The 14,983-nt window shown below is 69.6% G+C and carries 13 protein-coding genes and 2 pseudogenes; 7 read left to right on the top strand and 8 right to left on the bottom strand.

Features of this window, described 5'->3' with window-relative positions; all coding sequences use genetic code 11:
* Both AWB92_RS20425 and AWB92_RS20420 read left to right on the top strand, forming a co-directional pair.
* Positions 1-549, top strand: a 549-nt coding sequence (locus AWB92_RS20425; protein WP_142282211.1) for an integrase core domain-containing protein, incomplete at its 5' end; no start/stop codon positions are given.
* Between the two features lie 139 nt (positions 550-688).
* On the top strand, positions 689-2,494 hold the full coding sequence (locus AWB92_RS20420) for a long-chain fatty acid--CoA ligase (protein WP_085188875.1): 1,806 nt from the start codon (positions 689-691) through the stop codon (positions 2,492-2,494).
* Between the two features lie 13 nt (positions 2,495-2,507).
* Here AWB92_RS20420 and pimB read toward each other — a convergent pair whose 3' ends face one another.
* The 4 genes from pimB to AWB92_RS20400 all read right to left on the bottom strand — a co-directional run bounded on the left by pimB (position 2,508) and on the right by AWB92_RS20400 (position 6,200).
* A complete protein-coding gene (pimB, locus tag AWB92_RS20415; protein WP_085188873.1) occupies positions 2,508-3,650 on the bottom strand; it encodes a GDP-mannose-dependent alpha-(1-6)-phosphatidylinositol monomannoside mannosyltransferase in 1,143 nt (380 codons plus the stop codon).
* Positions 3,651-3,718: 68 nt separating this feature from the next.
* On the bottom strand, positions 3,719-4,552 hold the full coding sequence (locus AWB92_RS20410) for a hypothetical protein (RefSeq protein WP_142282212.1): 834 nt from the start codon (positions 4,550-4,552) through the stop codon (positions 3,719-3,721).
* Positions 4,553-4,595: 43 nt separating this feature from the next.
* Entirely contained in the window at positions 4,596-5,756 is a 1,161-nt protein-coding gene (gene ripC / locus AWB92_RS20405; RefSeq protein ID WP_085188871.1) for a peptidoglycan hydrolase RipC, read from the bottom strand.
* A gap of 204 nt (positions 5,757-5,960) precedes the next feature.
* Positions 5,961-6,200: a hypothetical protein gene (locus AWB92_RS20400; RefSeq protein ID WP_085188869.1), complete on the bottom strand. Its 240-nt coding sequence runs from the start codon at positions 6,198-6,200 to the stop codon at positions 5,961-5,963.
* Between the two features lie 120 nt (positions 6,201-6,320).
* Between AWB92_RS20400 and AWB92_RS20395 the strand changes: the two are divergent.
* Positions 6,321-8,186 (top strand): annotated as a pseudogene (locus tag AWB92_RS20395) (DEDD exonuclease domain-containing protein); the annotation flags it as partial.
* Here the strand turns inward: AWB92_RS20395 and trpD are convergent.
* Positions 8,124-9,206, bottom strand: coding sequence for an anthranilate phosphoribosyltransferase (gene trpD / locus AWB92_RS30675; protein WP_142282210.1), 1,083 nt, complete (start codon positions 9,204-9,206; stop codon positions 8,124-8,126). The pseudogene AWB92_RS20395 and the gene trpD overlap by 63 nt on opposite strands.
* A gap of 138 nt (positions 9,207-9,344) precedes the next feature.
* Between trpD and AWB92_RS20385 the strand changes: the two genes are divergently transcribed.
* The 4 genes from AWB92_RS20385 (at position 9,345) to AWB92_RS20370 (ending at position 13,691) form a co-directional block, all read left to right on the top strand.
* On the top strand, positions 9,345-9,956 hold the full coding sequence (locus tag AWB92_RS20385) for a heme-copper oxidase subunit III (RefSeq protein WP_066913412.1): 612 nt from the start codon (positions 9,345-9,347) through the stop codon (positions 9,954-9,956).
* A 65-nt stretch (positions 9,957-10,021) separates the two neighbouring features.
* Positions 10,022-10,858: a cytochrome c gene (locus tag AWB92_RS20380; protein ID WP_142282209.1), complete on the top strand. Its 837-nt coding sequence runs from the start codon at positions 10,022-10,024 to the stop codon at positions 10,856-10,858.
* Entirely contained in the window at positions 10,855-12,036 is a 1,182-nt protein-coding gene (locus tag AWB92_RS20375) for a ubiquinol-cytochrome c reductase iron-sulfur subunit (protein WP_085188865.1), read from the top strand. The genes AWB92_RS20380 and AWB92_RS20375 overlap by 4 nt, the downstream gene beginning before the upstream one ends.
* Positions 12,033-13,691 (top strand): cytochrome bc complex cytochrome b subunit, encoded by a 1,659-nt coding sequence (locus AWB92_RS20370; RefSeq protein WP_085188863.1) that lies wholly within the window; start codon positions 12,033-12,035, stop codon positions 13,689-13,691. The genes AWB92_RS20375 and AWB92_RS20370 overlap by 4 nt, the downstream gene beginning before the upstream one ends.
* A gap of 54 nt (positions 13,692-13,745) precedes the next feature.
* Here the strand turns inward: AWB92_RS20370 and AWB92_RS30670 are convergent.
* The 3 genes and pseudogenes from AWB92_RS30670 to AWB92_RS20355 form a co-directional block, all read right to left on the bottom strand.
* Positions 13,746-13,936 (bottom strand): annotated as a pseudogene (locus tag AWB92_RS30670) (hypothetical protein); the annotation flags it as partial.
* A gap of 38 nt (positions 13,937-13,974) precedes the next feature.
* A complete protein-coding gene (locus tag AWB92_RS20360; RefSeq protein WP_085188861.1) occupies positions 13,975-14,610 on the bottom strand; it encodes a DUF2561 family protein in 636 nt (211 codons plus the stop codon).
* Positions 14,610-14,983, bottom strand: a 374-nt coding sequence (locus tag AWB92_RS20355; RefSeq protein WP_241523532.1) for an MmpS family transport accessory protein, incomplete at its 5' end; no start/stop codon positions are given. The genes AWB92_RS20355 and AWB92_RS20360, both read right to left, overlap by 1 nt.

The raw sequence follows: 14,983 nt of genomic DNA, 5'->3' as shown, positions 1-14,983 counted from the left end.
GTCCCCGCCGGCGGCGGTTGGCGCATGCTGGGTCGCAGCGCAGGCAAGCACAACGCCCGGGCCGATCGCAGCACCGGCGTCCTCGACAAGCACTACCGGCCCGTGCGCGGCTATCACTTCCTGCACACCGCTATCGATGCGCACTCGCGGCTGGCCTATAGCGAGCTGCTGACCGATGAGCGCAAAGAGACCGCAGCAGCGTTTTGGCTACGCGCCAACGCCTGGTTCGCACAGTGCGGCATCTGCGTTCGAAAAATATTGACCGACAACGGATCCTGCTATCGATCCTATGTGTTCCGCGACGCTCTTGGCGGGATCGAGCACCGCCGCACCCGACCGTATCGCCCCCAGACGAACGGCAAAGTGGAGAGATTCCACCGCACCCTGGCCGACGAATGGGCCTACGCCCGGCTCTACCGCAGTGACGCTGAACGATGCGCGGAATTCGCCATCTGGCTCCACACCTACAATCACCACCGCGGCCACACCGCACTCGGCGGCCAACCACCCGCCAGCCGCGTACCTAACCTCTCAGGTCAGTACATCTAGGCACCCGGCGCGACTGCGCAAGCTTCGTGGCCGCCCGGCCGACCTCAGCCATGCTGCGCAAATTTGCGGATTAGGCTGGGCAACAGCAAGCCGGCCCCGCAGGGGGCGGGGAACGTCACTACCAATCGAGGTCACCACAGTGCGTGAGTACAGCGTCCCCGCCCGCTTTACCGTCGGCGAGCACGAAAACGTCGCGGCCATGGTCTTCGAGCACGAGCGCGACGACCCCAGCTTCGTCATCTTCCAACGGCAGATCGACGGGGTTTGGACCGATGTCACCTGCGCCGAGGCGGCCAAGGAGGTGCGTGCCGCGGCGCTGGGCCTGATCTCCCTCGGGGTGCAGGCCGGCGACCGGGTGTCCATCTTTTCTGCCACCCGCTACGAGTGGGCGATCCTGGACCTCGCGATCCTGGCGGTGGGTGCGGTCACCGTTCCGATCTATGAGACGTCGTCGGCCGAGCAGGTGCGCTGGGTGCTGCAGGACTCGGGAGCGGTGGTGGCCTTCGCCGAGACCGACGCCCACGCGGCCATGGTCACCGAGCTCACCGCCGAGCTGCCCGAGCTGCGCCGGGTGCTGCACATCGACGGTTCGGGCCCCAAGGCGCTCGAGCAGCTCGTCGAAGCCGGCGCCGACGTCGAACCGGCCGAGTTGACCGCCCGGCTGGACGCGCTCCGCGCAGACGACCCGGCCACCCTGATCTACACCTCGGGCACCACCGGGCGGCCCAAGGGCTGCCAGCTCACCCATTCCAACCTGCTCTACGAGAGCCGCGGCGCCAAGGAATGCCTGCCGACCCTGCTGAACGAGGGGCAGCGGCTGCTGGTGTTCCTGCCGCTCGCCCACGTGCTGGCCCGGTCGCTGACCTTGTCCGCGTTCGCCAACAAGGTGACGGTCGGTTTCACCAGCGACATCAAGAACCTGCTGCCGATGTTCGCGGTGTTCAAGCCGACGGTGGTGGTGTCGGTGCCGCGGGTGTTCGAGAAGGTGTACAACACCGCCGAGCAGAACGCCGCCAACGACGGCAACGGCCGGATCTTCGCGATGGCCGTGCAAACCGCGGTCGACTGGAGCCAGGCCCACGCCGACGGCGGGCGACCGGGCCTGCTGCTGCGGGCCCGGCACGCGCTGTTCGACCGGCTGGTCTACCACAAGCTGCGCGCGGCGCTGGGCGGCGACTGCCACGCGTCCGTGTCAGGTGGCGCTCCGCTGGGCGCGCGGCTGGGCCACTTCTACCGCGGGGTGGGCCTGACCATCCACGAGGGCTACGGCCTGACCGAGACCAGCTCGGCCATCACGGTCAATCAGGTCGGCAACGTCAAGATCGGGACCGTCGGAACGTTATTGCCCGGCAACAGCATGCGCATCGCCGAGGACGGCGAGCTGCTGGTGCGCGGCGGCGTGGTGTTCAGCGGCTACTGGCACAACGAGCAGGCCACCCGTGACGCGTTCACCGACGGCTGGTTCAAGACCGGCGACCTGGGCGCGCTGGACGAGGACGGCTTCCTGAAGATCACCGGCCGCAAGAAGGAGATCATCGTGACCGCCGGCGGCAAGAACGTCGCCCCCGCGGTGCTCGAGGACCAGCTGCGGGCGCACCCGCTCATCAGTCAGGCCATGGTGGTGGGCGACGCCAAGCCGTTCATCGGCGCGCTGATCACCATCGACCCCGAGGCGTTCGGCCCCTGGAAGGAGCGCAACCACAAGCCGGCCGACGCGTCGGTGGGCGATCTGGCCACCGACCCCGACCTGTTCGCCGAGATCGACGCCGCCGTCAAGAACGCCAACCTGGCGGTGTCGCACGCCGAGTCGATCCGCAAGTTCCGCATCCTGCCGGTGGACTTCACCGAGGACACCGGCGAGCTGACGCCGACGATGAAGGTCAAGCGCAACGTGGTGGCCGAGAAGTTCGCCTCCGACATCGAATCGATCTACGAGAAGGATTAACCGCCAGCCACACTTAGCCGCGCAGCAGGTCGCTCAGCCGCGTCGCCAGCGTGTCCCAGCGCCACTGGGACGTCACCCACTCGCGGCCGGCCGCGCCCATCGCGGCGGCCCGCTCCGGATCGGCCAGCAACTCCCCGACGGCCTCGGCGACCTCATCCACCGAGCGGCCGTCGACCACCAGCCCAGTCTTGTTGTGCCGCACGGTTTCCGGGGCCCCGCCCGACAGCCCGGCGATCACGGGCACGCCCGTCGCCGAGGCCTCCAGGAAGACGATGCCCAGGCCCTCGACGTCCATGCCCGCGCCGCGGGTGCGGCATGGCATCGCGAAAACGTCGGCCAGCGCGTGGTGGGCCGGCAGTTCGTCGGCCGGCACACCACCGGTGAACGTCACGTGCTCGGCCACGCCGCAGTCGTTGGCCAGCTTGCGCAGCGCGTCCAGGTACGGCCCGCCACCGACGATGACCAGCGCCGCCCTGTCCACCCGCCGCCGGATCGAGGGCAGCGCCTTGATCAGGGCGTCCTGACCCTTGCGCGGCACCAGCCGCGACAGGCACAGCACGGTCGGCCGCTCGCCGAGCCCGTAGCGGGCACGCAGCTCGGCCCGGGCGGCCGGATCGGGCCGGAACCGGTCGGTGTCGACGCCGGGCGGCAGGTATTCCAGCCTCGCCTCGGGGCCGAACGCCGACGCGAAGCGCGACCGGGTGTAGCGGCTCACGAACGTGACGACATCGGTGCCGTCGCCGATGCGACGCAGCACCGACCGCGCGACCGGAAGCATCGACCAGCCGACCTCGTGGCCGTGCGTGCTGGCCAGCACCCGGGTCGCCCCCGCCTGCCGGGCGCGCGGCGCCAGCAGCGCCAGCGGCGCGGCCGCGCCGAACCAGACGGTGTCGATCCCGTGCTCACCGATCAGCCGGCGCATCCGCCCGTCCACCGCCGGGCCCGGCAGCATGAGGGTGCCCGGGTGGCGCAACACCCGGTACCCGGCCGCCTCGGCGGCGTCGTCGAAGGCGTCGGCGCCCTTCCATTGCGGCGCGTACACCAGCACGGAGTGCGAGCCAGCGCCGGCCAGCCGCCCGACGAACTCGCCGAGGTAGGACTGGATGCCGCCCGGGCGGGGCGGAAAGTCGTTGGTTACCAGCAGGACCCGGCTCACCTGCGTAGGCTAGCCTGGCGACGATGCAGACCGTGTCACGGTCTGAGGAGGAGTCAGGCAATCCCGCACTAGCGGGCCGCCCACTGGTGCCAGTGCACCAGCAGCCCGGCGGGGTCGATGTCGAGGACCGCGTGCACGGCGGTGGGCACGTCGGTGTGCCCCACACCGCAACTGGCTAGGTACAGGTCGCGCAGCTTGGGCGCCCCGTAGGTGTCGGCCACGAACCGGGCGAACCACCACGCGCGGTCATACGCCAGCGAGCGCTGCGGCCCCGGCGCCTCCAGATCGGCATCGGTCGGCAGCGTCAGCGGCACCGGCAACGCATCGGCGGGCACCGGGGTCTGCGGCCGGGCGACGAAATCGGCCACGCCCTCGGTGAGCCACTCGGGCGCGTCCGACGTGGTGTAAGGACGGGCGGCGTAGTGAAAAAGCTCGTGCGTCAAGACAATTCGCAGCGCGCCCTCGTTCATGTTGGCAGCGCCCGGCGCGAACACGATCCGTTGACCGAGCACCACCCGGTGCACGGGGTCGACGCGCTCGGCGACCGTCACGGCCGCGATGTCGGCCCACTGCGACGGCGGTCCCCCGCCGGCCGCGGCGCGAAACTGTTCGTCGGAGCCGGCGGCGAGCACGGAGATCTCGCGCGGCCAGTCCACACCCCAGAAGGCCTCCACCGCCTTGATGGCGGTGCCGATGTTGGTCGCCACCCGGGACAGCAGCCGGTCGCTGGCCGGGCCGCCCAGGCCGACCAGGCGGACGGTGCGGTCGCCGACCACCAGCGATTTCGCCCCGGCGCCGGCCTGACTGCGCGCGGGCGTGACCAGTTGCGCGTGTCGCGCCTTGCTGTCGCCGGCCTGGTCGAACGGCACCGCCGCGGCCACGATCAGCTCGAGGGCAAACACCCAGGCCAGCAGGATCGGCAGCCGCCGACGCCAGGCGGGACGGTCAGTAGCGGCGGGCGTCGTGGACTGGGCCTGCGGCATTCATCGGAACCACCCGCACCGGCTGGCCGTAGGTGGAGGAGTGGATCACCATGCCGTCACCGACGTAAAGCCCGCTGTGTGACGCGTCGTTATAGAAGGTCACCACGTCGCCGGGCTGCAGATCCGACAGCGCCACCGGCTGACCGCCCTGGGCCTGTGCCTGGCTGGAGTGCGGCAGCGAGATGCCGGCCTGCTGGAACGCCCACATCACCAAACCGGAGCAGTCGAAACCACCGGGTGCGGCACCGCCCCACACATAGGGCGAGCCGACCTGGGTCAGCGCGGCCTGCACGACGGTCGCGCGGTCACCGCCGCCCACACCGCCGGGGGCCATTCCGGGCACCCCGGGGCCTGGCATTCCGGGCATCATTGCGTTGATCGGCGGAGCGTCGGCGGGCGGCGCGCCGGGTGGCACCGCGTCCGGTGCCGGCGCGCCCGGAGCCGGGAGACCCGCCGGGATCGGCCCGGGGTCGGCGAGCGCGGTGCGCTGTTGCGGTGTCAGGGACACGTATTGCGACTTGACGACGGCGATCTGCACCTGCAGCTGGCTCTGTTTGGACTGCAGGCTCGCCCGTACCGCGGCGGCCTGCTCGGCCGCGCTCTTCGCGTCGGCGGCGGACTTGGCGGATGCCTGCTCGGCCTTGGCGGCCTGCTCACCGGCGATGCGGTAGTTCGCCATCTGCGTGCGCATCTGAGTCGCCATCAGCCGCTGCACGGCCAGCTTGTCGATCAGGCCCTGGGGCGACCCCGCGGTCAGCATGGCCTCCATGCCGTCGACGCGGCCACCCATGTACTGCGCGGCGGCGAGCTTGTTGACGGCTCCCTGGAAGGCGGCCAGGCGTGCCTTCGCCGAATCCACCGCGGCCTGGTCATCGGCGTGCTTCTTCTCCGCCGCCTGCTGGGCCGCCAGTTTTTGGTTGAGGTCGAGCTGTGCGGTGTGCATCGCCTCGGTGGTCTGCTCGGCCTGACGCGACAGCTGGTTGAGTTTTGCCAGCGCGTCCTCGGCCGGATCGGCCGAGGAATTCGCGGCAAAAGTCCCCGCGAAGACGGTCAAGCCCGCTAACGTCCCGAGGGCAGAACGTGTAATGACACGCGCACACGGGTACCTACTAGCGAAGCTCAAAATTGCATCCTTAAACGGCCTAGGACGGCTGATGCCTGGCACTGCCGGCGCGCCGTCGGACGAGTTTAGGTCTCAAACAGGTTACGAAACGATATCGACGTTTGTCCAAGCGGGATCGTTAAGAAATCGGAAAGATTTCTGGCCTTACTTTGTGAATGATGGCAATCCCCTAAGACGGTCCAGCGGTTTTGGCGCACAAGGCAATTAAGCTACACCAGACCCGCGGCCGCGATGAATCGGCACCAGACGCAACCGCGGCGCCAGCCCGACCTCCGCGAGCACCTCGAGTGCCTCCCGCTCGTCCTGCAACAACGTCTCCGGCACCCCGAGCAGGACGCTGACCACGCAATCGCGGCAGCCCGGGCCGCGCACCGCGCAGTCGTCACAATCGATCACCACCGGCGCCGCCCCGTCGGGGTGCGTCTTGCCGTTGCCGTATGCCATCAGGTGCCGTCCTCTCGGTCTGGCCTCGTGAAGCTCATACCCGCACGCTAACGACGGCCACTGACATGTATCGCCCGCCGCGTCCCGCCCGGCGTGGGAACCCCGCGGCTGTCGGTGGACATGCCTAACGTCACCGCCATGGGTGCGAGCGGTGCGACTCAGCTGAGTTTCGCCGACTTGGGCCCGCGCTGGGACCCGGTCGCCTCCCCAGTCGACGAACTCCCTTTGCGCGAAACGACTTTCGTCGTGGTGGACCTGGAGACCACCGGCGGGCGCACGAAAAGCGCCGACGGCGCGCCGTGCGACGCCATCACCGAGATCGGGGCGGTCAAGGTCCGCGGCGGCGTCATGCTGGGCGAGTTCGCCACTCTCGTCGACCCGCAGCGCAGCATCCCGCCCCAGATCGTGCAGCTCACCGGCATCACGACGGCGATGGTGTGCGACGCCCCGACCATCGACGCGGTGCTGCCGATGTTTCTCGAGTTCGCCGGGGGCGCGGTGCTGGTCGCGCACAACGCCGGGTTCGACGTCGGATTCCTGCGGGCGGCCGCCCGGCGATGCGACATCGCCTGGCCCCGGCCGCCGGTGCTGTGCACGGTCCGCCTGGCCCGCCGGGTGCTCAGCCGCGAGGAGGCCCCCAGCGTGCGGCTGGCCGCGCTGGCGCGACTGTTCGCCGTCGCCGCGCAGCCGACGCACCGCGCGCTCGACGACGCCCGCGCGACCGTCGAGGTGTTGCACGCCCTCATCGAGCGAGTCGGCAACCAGGGCGTGCACACCTATGCCGACCTGCGGTCCTATCTGCCCGACGTGACACCGGCCCAGCGCCGCAAAAAGGTGCTGGCCGAAGGGCTGCCGCACCGGCCCGGGGTCTACCTGTTCCGCGGACCGGCGGGCGAGGTGCTCTACGTCGGGACCGCCGTCGACCTGCGGCGACGGGTGGGTCAGTACTTCACCGGCGCCGATCCCCGCGGCCGGATGAAGGAGATGGTCACGCTGGCCGGCGCCGTCGACCACGTCGAGTGCGCGCACGCGCTGGAGGCCGGCGTGCGAGAGCTGCGGATGCTGGCCGCCCACGCCCCGCCCTACAACCGGCGGTCCCGGTTCCCGCAGCGGTGGTGGTGGCTGGCCCTCACCGACGAGGCGTTTCCGCGGCTGGCGGCGGTGCGGGCGCCGCGCCACGACCGCGCCGTCGGGCCGTTTCGCTCCCGCACCGACGCCGCCGACACGGCGGCCGTGTTGGCGCGGTTCACCGGCGCCCGGACCTGCACCGCGCGGCTGGGCCGCTCGGCGCTGCACGGGCCGGCCTGTCCGGAGGTCGAGGTGTCGCCGTGTCCGGCGCAGCGCGGCGCCACCGCCACCCAGTACGCCGCGGCGGTGGCGCGGGTCGCGGCGCTGATCGACGGGCTCGACGACGGCCCCCTGGAAGCCGCCGTGCGCCAGGTCACGGCGCTTGCCGAGCAACGACACTTCGAGAGCGCCGCGCGGCTGCGCGACCGCGTCGCCGCCGCCATCGAGGTGCTGTGGCGCGGCCAGCGGCTGCGGGCGCTGGCCGCGCTGCCCGAGCTGATCGCCGCCGCGCCCGACGGCCAGGGCGGCTACCACCTGGCCGTCGTTCGCTACGGGCAGCTCGCGGCGGCCGGCACGGCCAGGCGCGGGGTACCGCCGATGCCGGTGATCGACGCGATTCACGCTGGCGCACAGGCGATCCTGCGCGCGGCGGCCCCGCTCGGCGGCGCGCTGGTGGAGGAGACGGCGCTCATCGCGCGCTGGCTGGCCGCGCCCGGGGTGCGCATCGTGCGGGTTTCGGGCGCCACCGACGACGGGTGGGCCTCACCCCTGCGGGCGGCCGGCGCCTGGTCGGCGTGGGCCGCGCTGGCCCGCTCGGCGCGGGTGGCCTCCCAACAGGATCTGGCGCAGATCGAGTCAGAGCTCCTGGCCGAACCGCACCCATCGCGCGAGCAGGTGTTCGGCCGCCCCGGAGTCGATGGCCGTGCAGGCCCGCCGCAGCCCGTCCTCCCACGCCGGCAACCATTCGGCGCGGCTGGATAAGCCGGCGTGGGCAACGATCGCCCCGGCGGCGTTGAGCACGACGGCGTCGCGGACCGGGCCCGTGGCCCCGCCCAGCACCGCACGCGCCTCGGCGGCGTTGGCCTGGGCGTCGCCACCGACCAGCTCGCGCAGCTCGGCGCGGTCGAATCCGAACCCGGCCGGGTCGAACGTCAGCCGGTCCACCGTGCCCGCCTGCACCCGCCAGATCGTGCTCGTGGTGGTGGTGGTCAGCTCGTCGAGGCCGTCGTCGCCGTGCACCACCAGCACGCTGGACCGGCGCGACGCGAACACCCCGGCCATCACCTCGGCGAGGTCGGCGAACGCGCAGCCGATCAAACCCGCCCGCGGTCTGGCCGGATTGGTAAGGGGCCCAAGGAGATTGAACACCGTCGGCACCCCGATCTCGCGGCGCACGCCGGAGGTGTGCCGGTAGGACGGGTGAAACAACGGCGCGAAGCAGAACCCGATCCCGACTTCGGCGACGCTGCGCGCGACCTCGTCGGGTTCTGCGTCGATGCGCACCCCGAGCGCCTCCAGCGTGTCGGCGCCCCCGGACAGCGACGACGCCGCCCGGTTGCCGTGCTTGACCACCGGCACCCCGGCGGCGGCCACCACGATCGACGCCATCGTGGACAGGTTGACGGTGTTGACGCCGTCGCCCCCGGTGCCCACGATGTCGACTGCGTCGTCAGGAATTCCCGCGGCGGGCAACGAGCGGGCGTGGCTGAGCATGACGTCGGCCAACTCGCTCACCTCGGCAGCGGTGGGGACCTTCATCGTCATCGCCACCGCGAAGGCGGCGATCTGGGCGGGGCTCGCGTCGCCGGACATGACCTGGTCCATGGCCCAGCCGGCCTGGCCCCGCGCCAGGTCCTGCCCGCCCGTCAGGCGGCCGAGGACCCGGGACCACGACGGCGGCTCACCGGGGGCCTCAGCGGGTTCGGATGACGCGGGCACGCGCCGATGGTCCCACGAGGATCACCGCGCCCCCAATCGTTGCCGGACGGGAGGCCGCTCAGCGCGCCGGAAACGCCGATTCGCGAAATTTCCGACCCGGGTAGAGTTCGACAACTACAAAGCGTCATACTTGCGGATGTGACCAGCGCTGTGGGGACCTCGGGTACTGCGATCACGTCGCGAGTGCATTCGCTGAATCGGCCCAACATGGTGGCCGTCGGCACCATAGTTTGGCTTTCCAGCGAACTCATGTTCTTTGCTGGCCTGTTCGCGATGTATTTCACGGCGCGGGCACAGGCCGGCGGGAAGTGGCCGCCGCCGCCCACCGAGTTGAACCTCTACCAGGCCGTGCCGGTGACGCTCGTGCTGATCGCGTCGTCGTTCACGTGTCAGATGGGCGTGTTCGCGGCCGAACGCGGCGACGTGTTCGGCCTGCGCCGCTGGTATGTGATCACGTTCCTGATGGGCCTGTTCTTCGTCCTCGGCCAGGGCTACGAGTACTACCACCTGATGTCGCACGGGACGACCATCCCCGGCAGCGCCTACGGCACCGTCTTCTACCTGGCCACCGGCTTCCACGGCCTCCACGTGACGGGCGGCTTGATCGCCTTCATTTTCCTGCTGGCCCGCACCGCGATGAGCAAGTTCACGCCCGCGCAGGCGACGGCCAGCATCGTCGTCTCCTACTACTGGCATTTCGTCGACATCGTGTGGATCGCGCTGTTCACCGTGATCTATTTCATCCGATGAGCCGGCGCTAGACCTAGACGGACAGGAGTGCTCGGTTGAAGAAACTGGGGTCTACCCGAAACGGTGTGCGGCGGGGTCAGCCGCGAAAAGGGCAGCGTGATCGCTCGCGCCGGCGCCTGCGGCGCCGGCTGTCGGGTGGCTTGCTGCTGCTGATCGCGCTGACCATCGCCGGTGGCCTGGCGGCCGTGCTGACCCCCACCCCGCAGGTGGCCGTCGCCGACGAGTCGTCGTCGGCGCTGCTGCGCACCGGCAAGCAGCTGTTCGAGACGTCCTGCGTGTCCTGCCACGGTGCCAACCTGCAGGGCGTGGTCGACCACGGGCCGAGCCTGGTCGGCGTCGGCGAGGCGGCCGTCTACTTCCAGGTGTCCACCGGCCGGATGCCCGCGATGCGCGGCGAGGCGCAAGCGCCGCGCAAGGAACCGATCTTCGACGAGGCTCAGATCGACGCGATCGGTGCTTACGTGCAGGCCAACGGCGGCGGACCCACCGTCGTGCGCAACCCCGACGGCAGCCTCGCGATGCACTCGCTGCGTGGCGAGGACCTGGGCCGCGGCGGCGACCTCTTTCGGCTGAACTGCTCGTCGTGCCACAACTTCACCGGCAAGGGCGGCGCGCTGTCGTCGGGTAAGTACGCGCCCGACCTGGGTCCGGCCAACGAGCAGCAGATCCTGACCGCGATGCTGACCGGCCCGCAGAACATGCCGAAGTTCTCCGACCGCCAGCTGTCCTTCGACGCCAAGAAGGACATCATCGGCTACGTCAAGGCGGTCAGCGAAGAACGGCAGCCGGGTGGCTATGGCCTCGGCGGATTCGGACCCGCACCCGAGGGCATGGCCTTCTGGATCATCGGGATGGTGGCAGCCATCGGGTTGGCACTGTGGATTGGGGCGCGAGCATCATGAGCGACACCGATAAGGATCCGGTGGGCCGGGAGCCCGACGAGGCGGCGCTGGCCGCGATGTCGCAGCAGGAACTCGTGGCGCTGGGCGGCAGGCTCGACGGCGTCGAGACCGTCTTCAAGGAGCCGCGCTGGCCCGTCGAGGGCACCAAGGCCGAGAAGCGCGCCGAGCGCTCCGTGGCGCGTTGGCTTTTGCTGGGCGGCGGCTTCGGACTCGCGCTGCTGGTGGTCTTCCTGTTCTGGCCGTGGGAATACCGGCCCAAGGAGGCCTCGGGCAGCTTCCTGTACGACCTGGCCACCCCGCTGTACGGCTTCACCTTCGGGATGTCCATCCTCTGCATCGCGATCGGCGCTGTTCTCTACCAGAAAAGGTTTATCCCCGAAGAGATCTCGATTCAGGATCGCCACGACGGCGCCTCGCGCGAGATCGACCGCAAGACGGTCGTGGCGAACCTGGGCGACGCCTACCAGGGTTCGACGATCGGCCGGCGCAAGCTCGTCGGGCTGTCGCTGGGCATGGGGCTGGGCGCGTTCGGGCTGGGCACCCTGGTCGCGTTTGCCGGCGGCCTGATCAAGAACCCGTGGAAGCCCGTCGTGCCCACCGCCGAGGGCATGAAGGCCGCGCTGTGGACGTCGGGCTGGACCCCGCGCTATCACGGCGAAACCATCTTCCTGGCGCGGGCCACCGGTTCGCATTCGGGAGCGCCGTTCGTCAAGATGCGCCCCGAGGACATGGACGCCGGCGGCATGGAGACCGTCTTCCCGTGGCGCGAGTCCGACGGCGACGGCACCACCCCCGAGTCGCATGAGAAGCTGACCGCGATCCAGATGGGCGTCCGAAACCCGGTGATGCTCATCCGCATTCGACCGACCGACATGCCACGGATGGTCAAGCGTCAGGGTCAGGAGAGCTTCAACTGGGGCGAATTCTTCGCCTACACCAAGGTGTGCTCGCACCTGGGGTGCCCCGCGTCGCTGTACGAGGAGCAGTCCTACCGAATCCTGTGCCCGTGTCACCAGTCGCAGTTCGACGCACTGCATTTCGCCAAGCCGATTTTCGGCCCCGCCGCGCGTGCGTTGGCGCAACTGCCGATCACCATTGACTCCAACGGGTATCTGGTCGCCAACGGTGACTTCATCGAGCCCGTCGGTCCGGCATTCTGGGAGAGGACGACAACATGAGTCCCAAACTGAGTCCCCCGAAGATCGGTGACGTCCTGGCCCGCCAGGGCGAGGACATCGACACGCGCTATCACCCGTCGGCGGCGGTGCGCAGGCAGCTCAACAAGGTCTTCCCCACCCACTGGTCGTTCCTGCTGGGCGAGATCGCGTTGTACAGCTTTATCGTCCTGCTGATCACCGGCGTGTACCTGACGCTGTTCTTCGACCCGTCCATGGTCGACGTCACCTACAACGGCATCTACCAACCGCTGCGCGGTGTCGAGATGTCCCGCGCCTACGAATCGGCGCTGAACATCTCGTTCGAGGTCCGCGGCGGCCTGTTCGTGCGCCAGATCCACCACTGGGCCGCCCTGATGTTCTCCGGGGCGATCATGGTGCACCTGGCGCGCATCTTCTTCACCGGAGCGTTCCGCCGTCCCCGCGAAGCCAACTGGGTGATCGGCTCGCTGTTGCTGATCCTGTCGATGTTCGAGGGCTACTTCGGCTACTCGCTGCCCGATGACCTGCTGTCGGGCATCGGCCTGCGCGCCGCGCTGTCGTCGATCACGCTGGGCATGCCGGTGATCGGCACCTGGCTGCACTGGGCGCTGTTCGGCGGCGACTTCCCCGGCACCATCCTGATCCCCCGGCTCTACGCGCTGCACATTTTGCTGCTGCCGGGGATCATCCTGGCCCTGATCGGTCTTCACCTGGCGCTGGTGTGGTTCCAGAAGCACACCCAGTTCCCCGGCCCCGGCCGCACCGAACACAACGTCGTCGGCGTGCGGGTGATGCCGATCTTCGCGGTGAAGTCCGGCGCGTTCTTCGCGGCCATCGTCGGCGTGCTGGGCCTGATGGGTGGCCTGCTACAGATCAACCCGATCTGGAACCTGGGTCCCTACAAGCCATCTCAGGTTTCCGCGGGCTCCCAGCCCGACTTCTACATGATGTGGACGGAGGGCCTGGCCCGCATCTGGCCGCCCTGGGAGTTCTACTTCTGGCACCACACCATTCCCGCCCCGGTCTGGGTCGCGCTGATCATGGGCGCGGTGTTCATCCTGCTGATCATCTACCCGTTCCTGGAGAAGCGGTTCTCCGGCGACTACGCGCACCACAATTTGCTGCAGCGGCCGCGTGACGTTCCGGTGCGCACCTCGATCGGGGCCATGGCGATCGCCTTCTACATGGTGCTTACGCTCGCCGCGATGAACGACATCATCGCGTTCAAGTTCCACATCTCGCTGAACGCGACGACGTGGATCGGGCGCATCGGCATGGTGATCCTGCCGCCGTTCGTCTACTTCATCACCTATCGGTGGTGCATCGGTCTGCAGCGCAGTGACCGCGACGTGCTCGCGCACGGCATCGAGACGGGCATCATCAAGCGGCTGCCGCACGGTGCCTACATCGAGCTGCATCAGCCGCTCGGACCGGTCGATGCCCACGGCCACGCGATCCCGCTGGAGTACGAGGGCGCGGCGGTGCCCAAGCGGATGAACAAGCTAGGCTCCGCCGGCACACCGGGCAGCGGCAGCTTCTTGTTCGCCGATCCGGCGTCCGAGGACGCCGCGCTGCGCGAGGCGGCGCACTCCGGCGAGCAACGCTCACTCACCGCGCTGCGCGAATACCAGGAGAGCATCAACGGCTCCAACGGCTCCACCAACGGCGAGCACTAGCGTTCCGCGACACTTTCACCACGCATACGACACGCCGAAAACCGTAGCGTTGGTTTAACTTTCGCGGTGCCCTCGATGGGTAAACGCGGCACGAACGCGATGCATGACGTGTTCGGGTTTGTCCTCAGCGATCACCCGGACGACGCTCCAGCGAGCTCTGCAAGCTTGCGCAGCCGCGCCAGGTCTCGGACGTACTGGCAACGGTCGGTGCAATGTTGGTCGCCGTCGTACTTGGCCGCCACGAGGCTTAACTGGCTGCGACCTGTTTCCGCGAGGCGAGATGCTAACGCCCATCAGCCAGGCGGCGCAGCTGGCGGACGTGCAGCCATTCCACCACCGGCATCCCTGCGATGATGACCCCGGCCAGCCCGTAGCCCACCCAGGACCCACCGTCGTGCCCGACGGCCATCAGGTATGTCGCCGTGGCCGCCCCGATCAGCGCGGCGCCCATCGTCCCCGCCAGAAGGACGGTGCCGCGCAACCAGATCCGGTCCACCGCCGCGCCCGACCACTCGGTGGCCGGCCCCGCCGCCTGCGCCCGCGGCTGGCGGGCGCGCTCGGCCGCGGTGCGCGGCGCGGGGGCCATCAGGCGCACCGGAGGCCGGCTCGGCGGACGCGCGGCCGTCCGGGCTGCCGGCTCGATCAGACCCATGCGACGGGCCCGCACCAGCACCGGGATCGCCCCCGCGATGATCAGCGCGGAAACGATGATGACGGCGTACAACACCCACGAGGTGTGCGATCCCCTGGCCGCCTTGTGAAAGCCCCGGCCCAGGTCCACCAGCGCGACGGCCGCGGCCACGCTCACGCCGAGCAGCACCAACCAGACGGCGGCGCACGCACCCATGAGTATGCGATCGACGACATCCGGCGGAATGGTGTCCGAACCCCGCCGATAGGCGGAATACCTGCTGACCATCAGCAACTCGTCTGCGGCGCGTCGCTGTTGTTCGACGACAGCACCGTCCCGTCGCTGGTGGTGATCGAGCAGTTGAGCCGGCTGACCCGGAAGAGGCTGGACGCCTGGACTGATCCGACATCGGACGTCGAGATCGGTGTCACGGTCATCGACCAGGGAATGTACACGTTGTGCTGGGTGCGCGACCGGCCCGACGCGTCGACGTAGGTCACCGAAATGATGTCGCCCGGGGCCTTGGTGCCGGTCACCGAGTAGGTCACCTGCCGCGGGCCGGTCGGGGTGGTGGTCGCCGGCGGCGGGGCCGCCGCGGACGACGTGGTCGCCGGTGGGGGCGGCGGTGCGCTCGTCGCCGGTGGGGGCGGCGGTGGTGGCG

It is taken from the genome of Mycobacterium sp. IEC1808, from assembly GCF_002101935.1.
Classification (GTDB): domain Bacteria; phylum Actinomycetota; class Actinomycetes; order Mycobacteriales; family Mycobacteriaceae; genus Mycobacterium.
Note: the sequence above shows the minus strand (reverse complement) of the source record. Positions and strands in the feature narration are given on the sequence as shown.